The 18,455-nt window shown below is 71.2% G+C and carries 19 protein-coding genes; 8 read left to right on the top strand and 11 right to left on the bottom strand.

The features are described 5' to 3' along the window. Positions 1–54: 54 nt before the first annotated feature. Together ACIG87_RS09040 and ACIG87_RS09035 are read right to left on the bottom strand one after the other, a co-directional pair. Positions 55–450, bottom strand: a complete 396-nt coding sequence (locus ACIG87_RS09040) for a hypothetical protein (RefSeq protein ID WP_396849570.1) — start codon at positions 448–450, stop codon at positions 55–57. A 176-nt stretch (positions 451–626) separates the two neighbouring features. Continuing rightward, complete coding sequence (locus ACIG87_RS09035) at positions 627–1,616, bottom strand: cytochrome c oxidase assembly protein (protein ID WP_396849568.1); 990 nt, start codon at positions 1,614–1,616, stop codon at positions 627–629. A gap of 108 nt (positions 1,617–1,724) precedes the next feature. Here ACIG87_RS09035 and ACIG87_RS09030 point away from each other — a divergent pair, with 108 nt between their 5' ends. From ACIG87_RS09030 to ACIG87_RS09010, 5 genes are all read left to right on the top strand, one after another. Then, on the top strand, positions 1,725–2,324 hold the full coding sequence (locus ACIG87_RS09030) for a heme-copper oxidase subunit III (RefSeq protein ID WP_396849566.1): 600 nt from the start codon (positions 1,725–1,727) through the stop codon (positions 2,322–2,324). A gap of 72 nt (positions 2,325–2,396) precedes the next feature. Beyond that, complete coding sequence (locus ACIG87_RS09025; protein WP_396849565.1) at positions 2,397–3,230, top strand: cytochrome c; 834 nt, start codon at positions 2,397–2,399, stop codon at positions 3,228–3,230. 67 nt (positions 3,231–3,297) lie between these two features. Continuing rightward, positions 3,298–4,383: a ubiquinol-cytochrome c reductase iron-sulfur subunit gene (locus ACIG87_RS09020; RefSeq protein ID WP_396849564.1), complete on the top strand. Its 1,086-nt coding sequence runs from the start codon at positions 3,298–3,300 to the stop codon at positions 4,381–4,383. Next, the gene (locus ACIG87_RS09015) at positions 4,380–6,005 is read left to right on the top strand and encodes a cytochrome bc complex cytochrome b subunit (RefSeq protein ID WP_396849562.1); all 1,626 of its coding nucleotides are present in this window, start codon (positions 4,380–4,382) and stop codon (positions 6,003–6,005) included. The genes ACIG87_RS09020 and ACIG87_RS09015 overlap by 4 nt, the downstream gene beginning before the upstream one ends. A gap of 151 nt (positions 6,006–6,156) precedes the next feature. After that, positions 6,157–6,840 carry a DUF4142 domain-containing protein gene (locus ACIG87_RS09010; RefSeq protein ID WP_396849560.1) on the top strand — a complete coding sequence of 228 codons (684 nt, stop codon included), beginning with the start codon at positions 6,157–6,159 and terminating at the stop codon, positions 6,838–6,840. Between the two features lie 120 nt (positions 6,841–6,960). On the opposite strand, the gene ACIG87_RS09005 is transcribed toward ACIG87_RS09010, so the two are convergent. The 6 genes from ACIG87_RS09005 to ACIG87_RS08980 all read right to left on the bottom strand — a co-directional run bounded on the left by ACIG87_RS09005 (position 6,961) and on the right by ACIG87_RS08980 (position 13,277). Then, complete coding sequence (locus ACIG87_RS09005) at positions 6,961–7,248, bottom strand: Lrp/AsnC family transcriptional regulator (RefSeq protein ID WP_067314680.1); 288 nt, start codon at positions 7,246–7,248, stop codon at positions 6,961–6,963. Between the two features lie 204 nt (positions 7,249–7,452). Next, the gene (locus tag ACIG87_RS09000) at positions 7,453–8,058 is read right to left on the bottom strand and encodes a hypothetical protein (protein WP_396849558.1); all 606 of its coding nucleotides are present in this window, start codon (positions 8,056–8,058) and stop codon (positions 7,453–7,455) included. Between the two features lie 23 nt (positions 8,059–8,081). Then, positions 8,082–8,939 carry a sugar phosphate nucleotidyltransferase gene (locus tag ACIG87_RS08995; RefSeq protein WP_396849717.1) on the bottom strand — a complete coding sequence of 286 codons (858 nt, stop codon included), beginning with the start codon at positions 8,937–8,939 and terminating at the stop codon, positions 8,082–8,084. Then, positions 8,939–9,460: an NUDIX hydrolase gene (locus tag ACIG87_RS08990; RefSeq protein ID WP_396849557.1), complete on the bottom strand. Its 522-nt coding sequence runs from the start codon at positions 9,458–9,460 to the stop codon at positions 8,939–8,941. Before ACIG87_RS08990 ends, ACIG87_RS08995 begins: the two co-directional genes overlap by 1 nt. 143 nt (positions 9,461–9,603) lie before the next feature. Next, positions 9,604–11,391: a RelA/SpoT family protein gene (locus tag ACIG87_RS08985; RefSeq protein WP_396849715.1), complete on the bottom strand. Its 1,788-nt coding sequence runs from the start codon at positions 11,389–11,391 to the stop codon at positions 9,604–9,606. Between the two features lie 128 nt (positions 11,392–11,519). Continuing rightward, positions 11,520–13,277, bottom strand: a complete 1,758-nt coding sequence (locus tag ACIG87_RS08980; protein WP_396849555.1) for a DEDD exonuclease domain-containing protein — start codon at positions 13,275–13,277, stop codon at positions 11,520–11,522. 127 nt (positions 13,278–13,404) lie between these two features. On the opposite strand from ACIG87_RS08980, the gene ACIG87_RS08975 reads away from it, so the two are divergent. Together ACIG87_RS08975 and ACIG87_RS08970 are read left to right on the top strand one after the other, a co-directional pair. Further along, positions 13,405–14,943 (top strand): NYN domain-containing protein, encoded by a 1,539-nt coding sequence (locus tag ACIG87_RS08975; RefSeq protein WP_396849553.1) that lies wholly within the window; start codon positions 13,405–13,407, stop codon positions 14,941–14,943. Between the two features lie 348 nt (positions 14,944–15,291). Continuing rightward, positions 15,292–15,912, top strand: coding sequence for a helix-turn-helix transcriptional regulator (locus ACIG87_RS08970; RefSeq protein ID WP_396849552.1), 621 nt, complete (start codon positions 15,292–15,294; stop codon positions 15,910–15,912). Between the two features lie 587 nt (positions 15,913–16,499). On the opposite strand, the gene ACIG87_RS08965 is transcribed toward ACIG87_RS08970, so the two are convergent. Genes ACIG87_RS08965 through ACIG87_RS08955 form a run of 3 tightly spaced genes read right to left on the bottom strand, consistent with a single transcriptional unit; the run spans position 16,500 to position 17,916 of the window. Continuing rightward, entirely contained in the window at positions 16,500–16,994 is a 495-nt protein-coding gene (locus ACIG87_RS08965) for a DUF6082 family protein (RefSeq protein WP_396849550.1), read from the bottom strand. Between the two features lie 54 nt (positions 16,995–17,048). After that, entirely contained in the window at positions 17,049–17,654 is a 606-nt protein-coding gene (locus ACIG87_RS08960; RefSeq protein ID WP_396849549.1) for a DUF6879 family protein, read from the bottom strand. Beyond that, entirely contained in the window at positions 17,647–17,916 is a 270-nt protein-coding gene (locus ACIG87_RS08955) for a hypothetical protein (protein WP_396849548.1), read from the bottom strand. The genes ACIG87_RS08960 and ACIG87_RS08955 overlap by 8 nt, the downstream gene beginning before the upstream one ends. A gap of 291 nt (positions 17,917–18,207) precedes the next feature. Here ACIG87_RS08955 and ACIG87_RS08950 point away from each other — a divergent pair, with 291 nt between their 5' ends. Beyond that, the gene (locus tag ACIG87_RS08950) at positions 18,208–18,417 is read left to right on the top strand and encodes a hypothetical protein (protein ID WP_396849547.1); all 210 of its coding nucleotides are present in this window, start codon (positions 18,208–18,210) and stop codon (positions 18,415–18,417) included. Positions 18,418–18,455 lie beyond the last annotated feature (38 nt).

The following is an 18,455-nucleotide window of genomic DNA, read 5'->3' as shown; positions in this document are numbered from 1 at the left end:
GACGGGTGCGCGCCCGTCACCCCGGGCGCCAGGGGCGCCGCCAGCGTGTGTGACTCAGGCGGCGGCGTGCGTACGCAGCAGCTCGGCGACCGTGGTGCCGGTGGTCACCGGGTCGAGCGGGTGCATCAGCACGCCGTCGACCTGCGCGTACGAGGCGAGCCATCGGTCGGCGGCACGGGCGATGACCACGCAGGTGGGCGGGGCGTCGTCCCGGTCGTCCTTGATCTGGCGGGCGATGCCGAGGCCACCACCGGGGCTGGCCTCGCCGTCGAGCAGCATCAGGTCGATCTCGTAGTCGTCGACCAGCCGGACGCAGCCGAAGTAGTCGGACGCCTCGACGAACTCGATCTGGAGGCCGGGGGCGGGACGGGTGCCGACGGCCAGCCGCATCCGGTCCCGGACCTGCGGGTCGTCGCTGTAGAGCAGGACGGTGCAAAGACGCTCGCTCATGCCGGCACTCCGCTTCGCTCCGTGCCGTGATGAGGCACCGTCGCACTGAGCCTGACTCGCTCGCTGCGCTCACTCATGGGCTGTACTCCTCGTTGCTGCCCGTTGATCGTACCGGGCGGTGTGGCGTACCCGACATCCCGCCTGCCGACCCCCGGCGGACCGGGCGTCGCGGCAGCTCAGACCGGTGTGCCGGGGGTCGCGGCAGGGGTGGTGGCGGCGGCCTCGGCGGCGCGGTCCCGGGCCTCCTGCCGGTCCAGCTCGCGGTCGACCCGGCGGGCCTCCCGCTCGGACTGCTTGACCCACTGCACCACCAGCACCGCGAGCATCGTCACGCTGACGAACTCACCGCCGGCCCAGAGGATGCCGCCGGCGACCACCTGGTCGTTCCACGGGTCGGACCAGGCCAGCCCCAGCGACGGGTACCAGTCGCCGCCGAACAGGGTGGTGCTCTGCATGATGGTGAGCCCGAGCACGGTGTGGAACGGCACCGACAGCAGCATCAGCAGCGCCCGTGCCGGGTACGGCCAGCGGCCGGGCAGCGGGTCCAGGCCGAGCAGCGGCCAGAAGAACACGCAGCCGGTCATGATGAAGTGCGCGTGCACCAGTTCGTGCGCCCAGGCGTGTTCGAGGGTGTAGCGGTACAGGTCGGTGAAGTAGAGCGCGAACGGGTTGACCACGAAGATGGTGAACGCCACCAGCGGGAAGCTGTAGACCCGGGCGATCCGGCTGTGCACGATCGCCAGCAGCCGCTTGCGCGGGCCGACCGGCAGGGTGCGCAGGGCCAGGGTGACCGGTGCGCCCAGGGCCAGGAAGATCGGGGAGATCATCGACAGCACCATGTGCTGGACCATGTGCACCGAGAGCAGGGCGGTGTCGTAGGCGTGCAGCCCGCTGACCGTGACCGCGGCGATGCCGCCCAGGCCCGGCCCGAGGAAGCAGACGGTACGGACCACCGGCCAGTGGTCCCCGCGCAGCCGCAGCCGGTACACCCCGTAGAGGTAGAGGCCGGCGGCGAGGACCATGCCCAGGGCGAGCCAGCTGTCCAGCCTGGTCTCGGTGAAGACCCGGGTGATGTCGAACGGCGGCGGCACCTCGACGCCGCCCGCCGCGAGGCTGGTGGGCGGGGTCGCCGAGGTGGTGGCGAAGATCGAACCGACGTGCAGCACGCTTTTCAGGCTAGGCCAGGCGAACCGGACCCCCACGATCGGGCCATCCCTCGCCCGGGTTTGGCCCCCCGCTGATCGCCCGCCCCGGTCAAGGGCAATAATGACCGCGTGACTGCGGCCCCAGCCATTGACAAGAGCCGGATCCACTCTCTGACGCGTCCCAACATGGTCAGCGTCGGGACGATCGTGTGGCTCTCCAGCGAACTCATGTTCTTCGCGGCGCTGTTCGCGATGTACTTCTCGATCCGCGCGGCGGCACCGGAGCAGTGGGAGAAGCACACCGAGGTACTCAACATCCCCTACGCGACCACCTTCACGGTGATCCTGGTGCTGTCCTCGGTGACCTGCCAGCTCGGTGTCTTCGCGGCCGAGAAGGGTGACGTCCACGCCCTGCGGCGCTGGTTCACGCTCACCTTCGTGATGGGCCTGATCTTCGTGCTCGGCCAGGCGAACGAGTACCGGACCCTGGTGCACGAGGGCGTGAAGATCAATGGTGACGGTTACGGCTCGATGTTCTACCTCACCACCGGCTTCCACGGCCTGCACGTGACCGGCGGTCTCATCGCCTTCATCATCTTCATGATCCGCACCACCATGGGCCGGTTCACCCCGGCCCAGGCCACGTCGGCCATCGTCGTGTCGTACTACTGGCACTTCGTCGACGTCGTGTGGATCGGGCTCTACGCCATGATCTACTGGCTTCAGTGATCTTGGCGCGTCACGTTCCGCGCCGCTGCTCCGTCCCCTGAGACAAGGTCCAACCGGTTAAGGACACAGGTCATGACTTCTGACAACGACCGCCGACGCGGTCTGCTCGCGCGCCTGCGCGGGCGGCCCGCGGCGCGCAGCAGGGGCCGCCGCCGGCTGGGCGCGGCGTTCCGGCTGATCGCCGCGCTGACGCTGGCCGGCGGCGCTTACACCGTCTTCGCCCCGAGCGTGCAGGCGCAGGAAAACCCGCCGCTGACCGGCGCCGCGGCCGAGGGCAAGGCGCTGTTCGACGTGAGCTGCGTGACCTGCCACGGCCGCAACGCCCAGGGCGTCGAGGGTCGTGGCCCGAGCCTGATCGGTGTCGGCTCCGCCTCGGTGGAGTTCCAGGTCGGCAGCGGCCGGATGCCGATGGCCCGGCAGGAGGCGCAGGCGATGCGCAAGCCGCCGGTCTTCACCGACGAGCAGGTACGCCAGCTCGGCCAGTACATCCAGGAGCTCGGCGGCGGCCCGCAGGTCCCGCAGGGCAACCTCCGCGAGGGCGCCAACCTGGCCACCGGCGGCGAGCTGTTCCGGATCAACTGCTCGCAGTGCCACGCCTTCGGTGGTGGTGGCGGCGCGCTCTCCTCGGGCAAGTACGCCCCGAGCCTGGCGCCGGCCAGCGACGCGCAGATCTACGCCGCGATGCTCAGCGGCCCGCAGAACATGCCGGTGTTCGGCGACAACCAGATCACCCCGGAGCAGAAGGCGGACATCATCGCCTACATCCAGGAGTCCCTGAAGGCCGACCAGGACCAGGGCGGCTTCAACCTCGGTCGGTACGGCCCGTCCACCGAGGGGCTGGCGATCTTCCTGGTGGGCATCGTCGCGCTGGTCTTCGCGAGCCTGTGGATTGCGGGCAAGTCGTGACCGAGCGGATCGTCAACAGCATTGCCGTGGTGCCGTGCGCCGGCACCGCCCGTAGCGAGGTGACGGCATGAGCACCCAGACCGAGCAGCAGGCCCCGCAGGGTCGGGAGCCGCTCGACGTCCACGACCCCCGGGCCTCCCGGTTCGACATCGTCCAGGAGGGCGCCCGCCGGGACGACATCGAGATCGTCCACTACGAGGAGCAGGTCGTCCCGGGCAGCAAGGCCGAGCGCCGGCTGACCCGTACGGTCGCGGCGATGTTCCTGCTGACCGGCCTGGCCGCCACCGCCTTCCTGGTCGTCTACATCTGGTGGCCCTGGGAGTACGCGCCGGGTCGTGGCGGCGACAAGCTGTACACCCCGCTGCTCGGCCTCACCCTGGGCGTCGCCCTGCTCGGCGTCGGCTTCGGCATCCTCACCTGGGGCAAGAAGTTGCTGCCCAAGGAGGTCTCGATCCAGGACCGGCACGACGGTCCCGGCTCCCCGGAGGACCGGAAGATCACCGGCGAGACCATGCGCTACCTGGCCGACGAGATGGGGGTACGGCGTCGTCCGCTGCTCGGCGTCTCGCTGGTCGCCGGTCTGCTGCCGGTCGGCGCGGTCGCCGCGGCCCCGCTGGTCGGTGGCCTGATCTCCAACCCGCACAAGAACAACCAGATGTTCACCACCGGCTTCGCGCCGGCCGAGGGCAAGAAGATCCGGCTGGTCCGCGAGGACGGCCGGCCGATCCGCCCCGCCGACGTCAGCGCCGGTGGCCAGCTGACCGTCTTCCCCGGCATCGAGCACGGCGTCAGCAACAAGCACGCCGACTCGCCGACGCTGCTGATCCACCTGCGGGAGTCCGACGCGGAGAAGTCCCGGCAGGCCAACTCGCGGGTCGGCCACGGTGACTACATGTGGGGCAACTACGCGGCGTACTCGAAGATCTGCACGCACGCCGGCTGCCCGGCGAGCCTGTACGAGCAGCAGACCAACCGGCTGCTCTGCCCGTGTCACCAGAGCCAGTTCCTGATCACCGACAACGCCCGCCCGGTCTTCGGCCCGGCGAGTCGGCGGCTGCCCCAACTGCCGATCGAGGTGGACGAGGACGGCTTCTTCGTGGCGAAGTCCGACTACACCGAAACCGTCGGCCCCGACTTCTGGGAGCGGCCATGAAGCGCCGAAAGTTTGACGTAGCAGCGGTGCCGGGCAAGGCCGCCGGGGGAGTGGACGACCGCTTCCAGGTCGCCACCCCGCTGCGCAAGCTGCTCAACAAGGTCTTCCCGGACCACTGGTCGTTCCTGCTCGGCGAGATCGCGCTCTTCTCGTTCGTCGTGCTGCTGCTGACCGGTGTCTTCCTGACCTTCTTCTACGAGCCGGCGATGACCGAGGTGGTCTACAACGGCAGCTACGCCCCGCTGCGGGGCACCCCGATGTCCGCCGCGTACGCCTCCAGCCTGGACATCTCGTTCGATGTCCGGGGTGGTCTGATCATGCGGCAGATGCACCACTGGTCCGCGCTGCTGTTCATGGCCGCGATCGTGGTGCACATGATGCGGGTCTTCTTCACCGGCGCGTTCCGCAAGCCGCGGGAGACCAACTGGATCATCGGCTCGCTGCTGTTCTGGGTCGGCTTCCTGGCCGGGTTCTCCGGCTACTCGCTGCCGGACGACGGCCTGTCCGGCACCGGTCTGCGGATCGCCTCCGGCATCATGCTGTCGATCCCGGTGATCGGCTCCTGGGTCACCTCGTCGATCTTCGGCGGCGAGTTCCCGGGCGAGATCATCATCAGCCGGTTCTTCATCGCCCACGTGCTGCTGATCCCGGGTCTGCTGGTCGCGCTGATCAGCGCCCACCTGGGCCTGGTGTTCAAGCAGAAGCACACCCAGTGGCCCGGCCCCGGCCGGACCAACGAGAACGTGGTCGGCGAGCGGATGTTCCCGCGCTACGCGCTCAAGCAGGGCGGCTTCTTCATGGTCGTCTTCGGCGTGATCGCGCTGATGGGCGGCCTGTTCCAGATCAACCCGATCTGGTACTTCGGCCCGTACGAGGCGTGGGTGGTCTCGGCCGCCAGCCAGCCCGACTGGTACGTCATGTTCCTCGACGGCTCGACCCGACTGATGCCCGCCTGGGAGATCAACATCCCGATCGGCAACGGGTACGTCATCCCGCCGCTGTTCTGGCCGACGGTCGTGCTGCCGGGCATCCTGGTCGGGCTCTCCACGCTCTACCCGTTCGTGGAGGCGCGGCAACTCAAGGACTACCGGCACCACAACCTGCTGCAACGGCCCCGGGACGTCCCGGCCCGGACCGCGGTGGGCGCGATGGCGGTCTCCTTCTACATCGTGCTGACCCTCTCGGGCGCGAACGACGTGATCGCCGACAAGTTCCACATCAGCCTGAACGCGATGACCTGGGCGGGCCGGATCGGCCTGCTGGTGATCCCGCCGTTGGCGTACTACGTCGCGTACCGGATCTGCCTGGGGCTCCAGCAGCACGACCGGGAGGTGCTGGCCCACGGTGTGGAGACCGGCATCATCCGCCGCCTGCCCGACGGCCGGTTCGAGGAGGTCCACCAGCCGCTCAGCGCGGCCGACGGCCACGGGCACGCCGAACTGGACTACGTCGGCTGGGTGGTGCCGAAGAAGATGAACCGGCTCGGGGCGCTCGGCCCGGCGATCCGGGGCTTCTTCTACCCGATCGAGAAGCCGGTCGAGGCGCCGGTCTCACCGGGGCACCCGCCCGTGGAACCCCGTCCTGAGCGGGAGGAGATCGGCAGCGGCACGTCCCGTCGCTGACCTTCCCGACCCACTCGACCGTGGCACCCGCCGGAATCCTCCGGCGGGTGCCACGTCCGTTTCCGCCCGTGGTCACCAACGGGTGGAAAGTTCAGGAATAACCCTCGCCAGCCGGGTATCCGTGCGGTCCAACGCAAAACGGGGAGGGAACATGTTGGGTATCAAACGCCTGGGACTGCTGGCCACCCTGGTGGTGGTCGGTCTGGCGCCCGCGGCTGCGGCGCAGGCCGCCGCGCAGCCGTCGGCGCAGGACACCCAGTACCTGCAGGCGCTGCACCAGGTGAACCTGGCGGAGATCGTCACCGGGAACCTGGCCCAGAAGAAGGGGCAGAACGAGCAGGTCAAGCAGCTGGGGCAGCAGTTCGTCACGGACCACACCCAGCTCGACCAGACGGTGCAGAGCACCGCGCAGCAGCTGAACGTGTCACTGCCCAACGCGCCGACGGCCGATCAGCAGAAGGTGATCGACAAGCTCAACGGTCTCAACGGCGCCGAGTTCGACAAGGCGTGGGTGACCGCTGAGCTGGCCGGTCACGTGCAGGCCATCCAGGCCACCCAGACCGAGATCTCGCAGGGCTCCGAGCAGTCCGTGGTCCAGTTGGCACAGGACGCGCTGCCGGTGTTGCAGGCGCACTACGACGCGCTGGTGGCGCTGGCCCAGGAGTTGGGCATCCCGGTCCCGCAGACCAGCGCCAGCGGCACCGCGAGCCCGGGTGGCAGCGGCACGCCCGCACCGGGTGGCACCAGCACCGAGTCCCCGGCACCGGGTGGCACCGGCACCGAGTCCCCGGCACCGGGCGGCACGACCGAGACGCCCGCTCCGGGCAACAGCTGACGTCTCGTACCACCTGATGGTGGCCGGTCCCTCGGGGCCGGCCACCATCGTGCGTGCGGTCGCGGTCGGCAGATCGCCCCAGCGCGTGGGTGGTGGCCGGCGTGCGCCGGTGGTGGCCGGTCAGTCGGCGCTGGCCAGGCCGATGGCGAACGCCTCCTCCAGGTCGTGCTGCGAGTAGGCGCGGAAGGCGATGTGCGACTCGGTGCCGAGCACCCCGGGCACCTTGGAGATGCTGCCCGCGATGACCTGGGCGATCTGCTCGAACTCCCGGACCCGGACGATGGCGATCAGGTCGACGTGCCCGGCCACCGAGTAGACCTCGCTGACACCGGGCAGGTTGGCCAGGTTCTCGGCCACCTCGGGGATCGAGTCGGTGGCGCAGTCGATCAGGACGATCGCGGTGATCACTGGACGATTCTCCGTTCGTCGTGCCCGGCGCGACGCCGGCCTGGCGTCGATGACCATGCTAATGCTGCGCCCCGTCGCGTGGTCCCGGGCGTGGTTGGCCGGACGGGTCGCCATGTCGCTGATCCAGCGCTGTCCGACCGAGCGGATACCGCTACGTCGGCGACGTTGCGCGGATCAAGACCCCGCCGGGCCCCGGGCTGCTGGTCAGAGGAGCATGGTGCGTGGGTCGGCGGCCATGGCGCGCAGCCAGGCGGCCGCCTCGGGGGCCCCCGGGCAGCGGGCGGTGTCCAGCGCGGCGGCCAGGGCGTACATCTCGGGGGGCGGGATGAGCAGGCTCTCCTTGCTGCGCAGCCCCAGCTTGACCGTGCCGGTGTCGATGGTGACGGTGAGTACCGGCGTCCGGGTGACCGCGCCGGTGGCGACCAGCGCGCCGTCACTGGCCATGCCGGTATGCGCGGTGGCCGTGGCCTGCAACGCCACCGACCGGGCGGCCCGCAGGTCGACGGTCTTCCCGGTGAGCCTGACCACGGTGAGCCGGGTGCCCTCCAGCCAGGCGCCGGTCCGCACGACGCTCGTCACCAGCAGACCGACGAGGAGCACGACGAGCCCGACCGCCAGGAGCGCGACGAGCGCCGGCACCGCCGGGTTGCCCCCGCCGGCCGCCGCGTTCAGGCCCGTCCCGGCGGCGGCACCGAGACAACCGCAACCGACCGTCAGGAGGGCACCCAGCACCAGCAACGAGACGATGCGACCGGTACGGCCCGACCGGTAGCCGACCGACAGGGTGATCCGGGGCGCGGAAGGCTGCATGGTGCCGATTCTGGCACCGGTGATCAACGTTCGCCGGGTAGGGCCGCCACGGTCAGGCCGGCGTCGGCCCGGACCACGTCGCGCAGCCGTTCGTCCGGGCCGACCGTCGCGCCGGGCCAGACCACCACGCGCTCCACGTCGCCGCGTACCACCGCGCCCGCGCCGACCACCGCGTGCCGCGCCCGGCCGGTGACGGTGGCGTCCGGGGCGATCAGGGCGGCGTCGCCGGCGGCATGCAGGTTGGCCGCCAGGTAGTCGGCCGGTGTGCCGGTGTCGAAGAACGTGCCGGGGTACGCCACGACGGTCAGCTCACCGGCCGCCTCCGCCGGCCGCCACACCGTGCGGACCAGGTCGCCGAAGCTGGCCGACAGCTCCCGTATGCGGTGCCAGGGCAGCAGTGAGAAGCCGGTGAAGACGTGCCCGTCGAAGGTGCCGGGGGCGGTCGGGTCCGGGGCCGGTCGGCCGAGCAGCCGTACGGACCGGAAGTCCCAACCGGCCAGCAGTGCCGCGATGTCCGGCCCCGGAGCGGCCCGGGGATCGGCCAGGTACGCGTCGGCGTTGCCGACCAGCACCCCCCGGCCGGCGATCCAGTCCCGCAGGTTGCCGAGACCACCGGCGGTGCCCAGCGGATCACCCGGCTCCACCGACAGGTGGGCCCGGTCGCCGACGTGCGCCACCACCTGGTCGGCCAGGTAGCAGGCGTTCACCGCGACCCGTTCCGGTCCGATCAGGCCGAGACCGGCGAGCCGGTCCAGGGCCCGGTCCAGCAGCGGCACGTTGCCGACCGGGCAGAGCGCCTTCGGTACCCCTGCGGTGAGCGGGCGCAGCCGGGTGCCCTCGCCGGCGGCGAGCACCACCGCGCACAGGTCCTCCGGCGCGATCACGTCGCCGGCTGGCCGGCCTGCGGCCCGATGCCGTAGTGGCCGAGCAGGTTGGCGGTGGCCCGGCTCAGCCGGGGCAGGTCGTCCAGCGGGTGCCAGGCCGCCTCGAAGACCTCCGCGCCGTCCACCTTCAGCGCGGTGGTGGTGGCGGGCACCTCCGCCTCGAAGACCATGTCCACCCAGCCCCGGGTGTGCACCAGGGCGTTCGGCACGGCCGGGCGGAGCCGGTCCGGGGCGAGCCGGACGCCGGACTCCTCGTACAGCTCGCGGGCCGCGCCGACGACCGGCGTCTCGCCGCGCTGGAGCAGCCCGGCGGGCAGCGTCCAGCTGTGCCCGGGGGGTTGGCGCAGCAGCAGGATCCGGCCGGCCCCGTCGGCCTCGCTGTCCCGGACCAGGGTCACCGCGCCGACGACGTACTTCGGCCCGGCGAGCCGGACCAGGCGACGGCGCACCGAGACCGGCAGCCGGTAGAAGACCTTGTACGCGACGGCCCGGCCGGTGGCGCGGGAGCGGAGGATCATGGCTCCAGGCTAGGCCGTCGGCGCGGTGTCGTGGGGTGCGGGGCGACCGGTCACCCGGGCAGGGCGACCACCCTCACCCCCGAAGCCGGTCCGGCGTGGTGGCCCGGCTTCGGGGGTGAGCTTCGGCGTGGTGGCCCGCCCGGTCACTGTCGATGGTCGACCAGGTCGATGAGCTGGCGTACCACGGTGTCCGGCTCGACCGCCCGGTCGAAGACCGCGACCAACAGGGTCTCCAGGTCGGGGTAGCCGAGCTCCTCCGACAGCCGCAGCAGCGGCAGGTCACTGGCCAGTCCCCGGTCGTGCTTGCGGAGCGCCAGGCCGATGGTGGCCCGACCCAGACGTACCTTGTCGGCGATCGAGATGCCGGGCTCGGTGTGCTCGGCGAACCAGCGGCTGATCTGCATCTGCGCCTGCGGCGACTTGACGAAGCCGAGCCATTCCCGACGGGGGCCCCGGGGAGCGGCGTCCGCCTCGAATCCGCTCTCCGCGTCGTTCTCGGTGAAGATCTCCACCACGTCGCCCTCGTCCAGTTCGGACGCCAGCGGGGCGAGCCGGCCGTTGATCCGCGCGGCGAGGCAGTGGTCGCCCCGCTCGGTGCCCAGCTCGTACGCCAGGTCGACCGGGGTGGCCCCGGCCGGGAGCACCACCTGCCGGCCGTCGGCGACCACCTGGATCTGCGCCTCGGCCAGGTCGCAGCGCAACGACTGGAGGAACTGGGCCGGGTCGGGCGCCTCCTGCTCCCAGTCGAGCACCCGACGCAGCCAGGAGAGCTGGTCGGTGTTGCTGGCCTCACTGGAGGAGCGGGGGAAGCGGAAGCCGGCGGCCACCCCGTACTCGGCGGAGCGGTGCATCTCCCGGGTGCGGATCAGCACCTCGACGGTGCGGTCCTGCGGGCCGCAGACGCTGGTGTGCAGTGATCGGTAGAGGTTGTTCTTGGGGGAGGCGATGAAGTCCTTGAACCGGCCGGGGATCGGCCGCCAGCGCCCGTGCACCGCGCCGAGGGCGGCGTAACAGTCGGTGGCCGGGCCGTCCACCACGATCACGATCCGGGGCAGGTCGTACGGGACGGTGTGCCCACCGGCCACGGTGTCCTTCCAGATCGAGTAGAGGTGCCGGGGGCGGACGCTGACCTCGGCGTCCACCCGGCTGCGGCGCAGCGCCACCTTCGCCTGGGCCACCACCTCGTCGAGGTAGGCGTTCCAACCGGGCCGGTCGTGCACGTGCCGGGCCAGCCGGGCGTGCTCCTCGGGCTCCAGGTGCAGCAGCACCACGTCGTCCAGGTCCCGCTTGAGGGTCTGGATGCCGAGCCGGTCGCAGAGCGGGACTAGCACCTCCTGGGTCTTGCGGGCGATCCGCTCCCGGGAGGCGGCCGAACGGACCCCGAGGGTACGCATGTTGTGCAGCCGGTCGGCCAGCTTGATGATCAGCACCCGGACGTCCTTGCCGGCCGCGATGATCATCTTGCGGATCGTCTCCGCCTCGGCCGCCTTGCCGTAGAACGCCTTGTCGAACTTGGTCACCCCGTCGACCAGGTGCGCCACCTCGTGGCCGAAGTCCTCACTGAGCGCCTGGAGGGTGTAGCGGGTGTCCTCCACCGTGTCGTGCAGCAGCGCCGCGACCAGGGTGGTGGTGTCCATCCCGAGGTCGGCGCAGATCTGGGCGACCGCCAGCGGGTGGGTGATGTACGGCTCGCCGCTCTTGCGGAACTGACCGCGGTGCATGTTCTCGGCGATCGTGTACGCCCGGCGCAGCACCGAGGCGTCCGCGCTGGAATGGATGCCCCGATGGGTACGGACCAGTTGGGTGACCGGGTCGCCATCGTTGGCCGGCCAGCTCAGCAGGGACCGTAGCCGGCGGGCCAGGGGCAGCTCGCCCGGCTGTGTCGGGAGCGCACCACCCAGGGCGGCACCGTGACCGGCGTCGACGTCCACGAGGGACACCTCCTCACCCCGGCTCCTCGGTCACCGTCCCCGGCAACCGGAAGCAGGCCCACGAAACGGGCAGGACTGCACTCCCTTAACAGCCTAAGCGAGGCGAGGTCGTCCGATCGGTCACTTGCTCATGAGCGTTCGGTCGAGAGTTGGTGGGACGCGCCGCTCTCGGCCTTCGCCAGCAGGTCGCGGAACCGCCCCGCGCCGGCCACCGGGGAGGACCATTCGGAGGTCATCTCCACCAGTCGGGTCTCCGGTCGCTCCAACCAGGACAGGATCCGCTCGGTCTCCTCGGCCGTGGCGCGGGGCACCGGCCCGTGGCCGCCCGGCTCCACCGTCTCGGCGGTGGCCCGGATCGCGGTGATCGTCGGTCGCGGGTGGACGCCCGGCGGGGACACCCCGGCACCGGCGAGCCGTCCGTGCCGGACCAGCGCCAACTCCCAGCCGCCCCCGGGGGCGGGCCGCGCGGCGGTCAGTTCGCCGATCCGGGTCAACGCGGTCAGCCGCTGCATCCGGACGACGGCCCGCAGCACCGCCGCCAGCCGGGAGCGCACCACCGCCGCCTCCTCGTAGCGGTGCGTCGCCGCCAGCGTCTCGATCCGGGCCAGCAGGGCGTCCACCACCACCTGCGGGTCGCTGGTGGTGGCGGTGCGGAACGGGGCGACGGCGCGGTGGTCGTACTCCTCGGGGGTGATCCGGTGCTCGCAGGGCGCCGGGCAGCGACCCAACTCGGCCAGCGCGCAGGCCGGCGTGATCGTGCGCAGCGACAGCCGGTGCGTGCACTGGCGCAGCGGCACCGCGTCGTGGAACCCGGCGGCGGCCAGCTCGGCGGCCTGCTTGGAGCGGAACGGGCCGAGGAAGGCGGTGTCGCCGGGGGACAGGGCGCGCACCACCGACAGCCGGGGGTACGGCCCGTCGGTCAGCTTGAGCCACACCATCCGCTCCGGGTACTTGGAGCGGCGGTTGTACGGCGGCGCGTGCGCGCCGATCAACCGCAGCTCCCGCACCTCCGCCTCCAGCGGGTGGGCGCACTCCACCGCCTCCACCCGTTCGGCGGCGGCCAGCATCTCCGACATCCGGGCCCGCTTCTCGGCGGCGGTGAAGTAGCTGCGGACCCGGGTGGCGATGTCGCCGGAGGTGCCGACGTAGAGCGGTCGGTCGTCGGCGGCCCGGAAGATGTAGACCCCGGGCGCGTGGGGCAACCCCTCCGCGAGGTGCCGCTTGCGCCGCTGGGTGGGGGTGACCGCGCGGGCGAAGTCGATCGCCTCGCCGACCGTGTCGACCCGGTGCCCACCGAGCCGGGCGATCAACCCGTGCAGCACGTCCACCGTCGCCTTGGCGTCGTCCAGCGCCCGGTGGGTGGGCTGGGTGGCGGTGCGGAAGTAGGCGGCCAGCGTGCCCAGCTTGCGGTTGGGCACCTCGTCGCGGCTGAGCACCCGACGGGCCAGCGCCGCCGTGTCCAGCACCCGGGGGTTGGGCCACCGGTAGCCGTGCCGGGCGCAGGCGGCCTTGAGGAACCCCACGTCGTACGGGGCGTTGTGGGCCACCAGCACGGCGTCGGCGACGAACTCCAGGAAACTCGGCAGCACCTGCTCGATCGGCGGGGCGGGGATCAGCATGGACTGGGTGATGCCGGTCAGCACGGTGATGAACGGCGGGATCGGCACCCCCGGGTTGACCAGGGTGGCGAGAACGCCCAACTCCTCGCCACCGCGTACCTTCACCGCGCCGATCTCGGTGATGCCCCCGCCGTCCGGCGAGCCGCCGGTGGTCTCCAGGTCGACCACGACGAACGTCGTCGCATACAGCGGCAGGGCCGGATCGACGCCGCCGGCCGACCGGTCCAGACCGGCCAGGGTCTGCTGGACGTGCTCCCCAGGTGCCACAGGCGGCAGGCTAACCTCTCAGTGCGACACTCCCGTCACCTCAGCCCCAGGGGCCACCGAAGGCATAGGATGAGAGATCGGCTCACTCATCCGGCGGTGGGCCCGGTCGCGGTGGGAGACTTGCCCCATGCCCCTCACCGAGCCGTACGACGACCACCTCCCGGAGGAGGGGTCGTTCGCCGCCGCGCCCGGGGCCGGCGGTGACCCGGGTGCGGGGGCGCCCGAGCCCGAGACCACGCTGTCGACGTCCGAGTCCGAGCCCACGTCCGGCCTGTCGGAGTCCGATCCCGGGCCAGCGCCAGCTCCGGGGGCCGGCCTGCCGGAGTCCGGGGCCGGCGAGTCCGGGGCCGGTCTGCCGGAGCCCGAGCCCACCCTGCCCGAGCCGGTCCGCCAGCGGATCGTGGCGCTCACCGCCGCGGTCCTGCCCGGCCTGCCCGCCGACGAGGTGCCGGTGCCACTGCGCCGGGTGGCGAAGTTCGCCCCGAACCGCCGGGCCCGGCTGGGCGGTTCGGTCATCGCCGCCCAGCTCACCGCCGACCCGTTGTTCCGGCAGCGGGTCACCGCCCGGGTCCTGGCCGACGCCGGTGACCTGGGCGCGGCCGTGGTCGAGGGCACCGCGCCGGCCGCCGCCGACCCGGTCGAGGTGGCCGCCCTGGCCTACCTCGCCCGCCCCCGGGGCTGGCGGGAGTTGATCGACGCCAGCGGCGCCGCGGTCCGCGCCGAGGCGGACAGCGCGGTCGTCGCCGAGCTGGTCCGGGAGGCCGAGCAGCGGGCCACCCGGGCCGAGCACGACCGGGCGGTGGCCCGGGTGGAGGCGGAGAAGCTCCGCGACGAACTGGCCCGGGTCCGCGAGGAACTGGGCCAGCTCCGGGAGGAGAGCCGCCAGCTCCAGCGCACCCTGCGGGAGACCCAGGCGCGGGAACGCCGGGCCAACGAGTTGCTCGCCACCGAACGCGGCCGGGCCACCCGGGCCGCCGCCGACAGCGATGCCGAGCTGCGCCGGGCGCGGGCCCGACTGGCCGAGGCCGAGGCGGCGGCCGGCGTGGCGCGGGTCAGCGCCAAGGAGGCCCGTTCGGTCGACGACGCCCGGTTGTGGCTGCTGCTGGAGACGATCGGCCAGGCCGCCGTGGGGCTGCGTCGCGAACTGGCCCTGGACCCGGTGGACAAGCTCCCCGCCGACTTCGTGGCCGACGCCTTCACCGACGCCCCCGCCACCGCCCAGGGCGGGCCCGCCGCCCGCGCCCGGGACACCGACGACCCGGCCCGGCTGGACCAATTGCTCGCCCTGCCCCGGGCCCACCTGGTCGTCGACGGCTACAACGTCACCAAGCGCGGGTTCGGCGAGATGTCCCTGGAACAGCAGCGCAAGCGGCTGATCACCGGGCTGGGCGGGATCGCCGCGCAGACCGGTGACGAGGTGACCGTGGTCTTCGACGGGGCGGAGCGGATGCACGGCCTGCCGCCCACCCCGCGCGGGGTGCGGGTGCTCTTCTCCCGCAAGGGCGAGACCGCCGACGAGTTGATCCGCCGACTGGTCCGGGCCGAGCCGCCCGGCCGCCCGGTGGTGGTGGTCTCCTCCGACCGGGAGGTCGCCGACGGGGTACGCCGGCACGGGGCGTACCCGCTAGGCGCGGACTCGCTGCTACGGCGGCTGGCCCGCTCCTGAGCGACGCGGACGGCGTCGGCGCGGTGGCCGTCGACCGGGGTGTGCGGGCACCGTCTCGGCGGCGAGCGCGCCGAACCGGGCGGGCGCGCTGCGGTACCCCGTGAGTAGGACCGGGCGAACGTCCGGTCCGGGCTGGCCGCAGTGTCAGCCGGGAATCTCCGGGGCCATCGGGTGGGGCAGGTGGAGGCGGTCCTCGGGCACCCCGGCGCGGAGTAGCCGGTGGTGGGCGGCGTCGAGCATCGCGGGTGGGCCGCAAGGAGCCGAATTGACGTATCAATGTGGCATCTGCGTACCCGCGACATCGACAGATGGTTACTACAGTGACGGCAGGTGGAGGGAGTTCGTGGGGTGGCTCTGAAGCGACATCGGCTCTGCCGGCGGCGTAAGGCGCTCGGCCTCAGCCAGGAACGGTTGGCCGAGCTGCTGGGCGTGGAGCGGTCCACCGTGGTCCGTTGGGAGAACGCCAGTCCCGATCTTTTCTCCGCGCACGGCGCGCTACTCCTCCTGGCCGCCGTGATCGCTGCCGGACGCCGGGACACGAAAACGGCCGGGTGCCATCTCAGCGACGCGGCGGAGCTTGCGACGCAACTCGGGTCAGACGGCAACCGCCTCTGGACCGGGTTCGGGCCGATGGATGTCACCATTCACGCCGTCTCGGCTGCGGTCCGCGCAGAAATGCCGGAGCGGGCTGTGGAAATCGGAACCCGACTGGAGACCTCCCGCCTTCCTGCGGTGCTGGTCGGCCGGCGAGCCCAGGTGCATGTCGACCTCGCCGTCGCTGCCACGATGGGCACGGCAGACAGGTCGGCCGCGACACTCCACCTCCTCGAAGCAGAACGGGTCGCCCCCGAGACCGTTCACACCAACATCCAGGCGCGCATGCTGTTGGTCGACCTGCTGTCGAAGGAGCGGAGGGCTGCGACACCAGGGCTTCGACCGCTGGCGGAACGGGCGGGAGTGCTGGTGTGAGTGACAAGCCAGTCTTGGCCCTCGTCGTCGCTGCGGCACCACCCGCCCTGCGGATCGCTGAACTCATCGACCTACTGATCAGCGGCGGGTGGACGGTGTGCGTCACCGCCACGCCCACCGCCGCAACCTGGATCGACCGGGAGGCCCTGGCGCGACAGACCGGGCACCCCGTCCGGGTCGAGTGGCGGCAGCCCGGTGTCAGATTTAGGCTGGCAAGCTGTTATCCAGGCCGCTCAAGAAGCACGCGGGAGACTTCGTACGACCGGAGGCGGTGGCGTGGGCAGCCGAGATGATGCGGCGCCTGGATCGTCATCGGCTCCGCAGACGCCACCATCGTGCAGGGAACCGCCGACAACAGCCAGCGCACCGCCGACAACCAGGCCCGTGATCAGGTGACCGGTCGGGCGGTCGACACGATGAGAAGCGCGAGCCGGATCGTCGGTGGCGGGTGAGTCCTCGGGTGGTGGCGCGTCGCTGACGGCCGCTCCGGCGGCGGAGGCGGCAAGGTACCGCTCATCCAGGATGGCGGTGAAGCGTCGGGCTCGGCGTGAGGTCTCGGCCTTCATTCGCGGCCCTCGCGCCTCTGTTCAGAACCGCCGTCCCACGACACCCTTGAAGAACTGGTCGCCGAGAACCTCCAGGTGCGGCCGGGTGAGGACGCCAACCTCCCACATAAGCTGCCAGTGAGAGACGATCAGGTTGGCGTACACGTGCCGGCGGAACCACTCGGGATCTGTCGGCTCCTCGATGGGATCCCAGCATGGAAGTAATCCCGGATCGTCGACAGCCATCTTGAGTAGATCGGTGTGTAGGCCCCGCAGTGCCTGCTCGCGAGTGGCTTTGGCTTCCCGTGCCTGAATGATCAGCGAAGCGACCACACCGATGAGCGCGAGGCTGGCAAGAATGGCGGATGTTGCGCCGTACGCCTCACCGACGCTGCCGAGCAGCGGCCAGTCCAAACCAGGTCGTTCGCTGAGCCAGCGCAGGCCGACGGGTGAGAACAGCACTGCCGCGAGCATGCACGACACGGCAAGCAACAGCACGGTCGGTGCCACTGACCGGTGGCCCAGGGTGGCCACCATCCGATGTCGGGGCACTACGCCTCCCCATTCGCCAGTCCAGGAAGGCTACTACAGTCATGCCGGTGGCCTGACCCCCTCGACCTCGCGCTGATAGAACGCCGCGAATGGTTCGGCTTGGTCGAGTAGAGGCTTGACCTGCACTCGAATGTCATCGACGGTCTTCGGTTCCGTGTACCGCTCCGCGCCGACCGGTGTGCCACCCTCGTCGTAGCACACCTCGTAGACCGCCTGGCTACCGACGACCATCAGCTCCGGCATCGCGCCGTGTGCCTGCTCCCAGTCAGCGATTGCAACGGCGTTTAGCACCCGAATATCCTCGCCCGCCTCGGCGCGGAAGCGGAGGAAGTTCAGCTCCCAGATCAGGTACGGCGAGAGTGGTAGTTCCACGATGCGCAGCCGATGCAGCCCGGAGCCCACTGCGTGAAGTTGGGCGAAGAACCGCGCCAACTCGGCGCTGGGCTTGGCGGCGATCCGCAACGCCTCGTCCCAACGGCCGGCGTCGAACGCTTCCCAACTCGGGCTGCCGGGCTCGCGAAATGTCTGGATCCGCTCGGTCTTGAGGATCGGCCCGTCGACCGTCTCCACTGTGACATAGAAGTCGGTTTCGTACTCCGGGAGGGTCAATCGCACCCCAGCTGCGGCACGAAGAAGGTCACGCATCCGGCAGGTCCGGCTTCGCGGCGATGACCATGCTGCGCGGCATAACCACCAGCCGTTCATCCAATCCGACGCTGACCCCGCCCGGCAGCTGACCGGCATAGACCTCGGTCAGATCGCGGCCGATGAAAGCAACGTCGCCGTTGGACAGTTCCCAGATGTCCGGGCAGGTGGTGGTGCCTCCACTCTCGCCGCCCTCGGCGGCTGAGCGACCCAACCGGCGCACAAATGTCGCGCTGGCATCTGCTTCCCATCGGCTGGTCATACCGGTCTCCCGAAGTGAGTAACGGAATATCAGGATAGCCATGTGAGTTGCGGGCCCGAGGTGACGCGCTCACCGGTTCGTCACATACTGAAATAGATTCTGACGATGAGAGATCATCGGGGTGGCGCGGATGGATCATCCTGTGGCCCGTCGTTGTGCACCGGCTCGGCCCTGGTTGATCACCGGTTGTCCGGTTGTGTCGTACCCGGTGGTTAGTGTCCGACCTGACCGACGGTGCTCGGGTGGTGACGATGGTCCTCCGCCTGACGCCGCACAGCGTCAGGAGGCTCGATGCTCATCGACTGCGACGGTTGCCGGGTCCGGGGCGCGGGCTGCGCCGGCTGCCTGGTGACGGCCCTGCTCGACACCGACTCGCCGGCCGCCGCCCTGGGTGCCGCCGAGCACCGGGCGATCGAGATGTTCACCCGGTCCGGCTTCGAGGTGGAGGTGCTGGCCCACGAGACGACTCGGGCCCGACCCCGTCGCCGCCGGGTCGCCTGACGACCGCTGCGACGCCGGGCCGCCGCCCGCCGCCGGGG

It is taken from the genome of Micromonospora sp. NPDC051925 (assembly GCF_044548625.1).
Taxonomy (GTDB): Bacteria; Actinomycetota; Actinomycetes; order Mycobacteriales; family Micromonosporaceae; genus Micromonospora.
Note: the sequence above shows the minus strand (reverse complement) of the source record. Positions and strands in the feature narration are given on the sequence as shown.

Bases quoted from the DNA above. Each gene is read 5' to 3' on its own strand.
- ACIG87_RS09040 (WP_396849570.1), bottom strand. From the start codon at position 450: ATGAGCGAGCGTCTTTGCACCGTCCTGCTCTACAGCGACGACCCGCAG.
- ACIG87_RS09025 (WP_396849565.1), top strand. From the start codon at position 2,397: ATGACTTCTGACAACGACCGCCGACGCGGTCTGCTCGCGCGCCTGCGC.
- ACIG87_RS09020 (WP_396849564.1), top strand. From the start codon at position 3,298: ATGAGCACCCAGACCGAGCAGCAGGCCCCGCAGGGTCGGGAGCCGCTC.
- ACIG87_RS09015 (WP_396849562.1), top strand. From the start codon at position 4,380: ATGAAGCGCCGAAAGTTTGACGTAGCAGCGGTGCCGGGCAAGGCCGCC.
- ACIG87_RS09010 (WP_396849560.1), top strand. From the start codon at position 6,157: ATGTTGGGTATCAAACGCCTGGGACTGCTGGCCACCCTGGTGGTGGTC.
- ACIG87_RS09000 (WP_396849558.1), bottom strand. From the start codon at position 8,058: ATGCAGCCTTCCGCGCCCCGGATCACCCTGTCGGTCGGCTACCGGTCG.
- ACIG87_RS08990 (WP_396849557.1), bottom strand. From the start codon at position 9,460: ATGATCCTCCGCTCCCGCGCCACCGGCCGGGCCGTCGCGTACAAGGTC.
- ACIG87_RS08975 (WP_396849553.1), top strand. From the start codon at position 13,405: ATGCCCCTCACCGAGCCGTACGACGACCACCTCCCGGAGGAGGGGTCG.
- ACIG87_RS08965 (WP_396849550.1), bottom strand. From the start codon at position 16,994: ATGGTGGCCACCCTGGGCCACCGGTCAGTGGCACCGACCGTGCTGTTG.
- ACIG87_RS08960 (WP_396849549.1), bottom strand. From the start codon at position 17,654: ATGCGTGACCTTCTTCGTGCCGCAGCTGGGGTGCGATTGACCCTCCCG.
- ACIG87_RS08955 (WP_396849548.1), bottom strand. From the start codon at position 17,916: ATGACCAGCCGATGGGAAGCAGATGCCAGCGCGACATTTGTGCGCCGG.
- ACIG87_RS08950 (WP_396849547.1), top strand. From the start codon at position 18,208: ATGCTCATCGACTGCGACGGTTGCCGGGTCCGGGGCGCGGGCTGCGCC.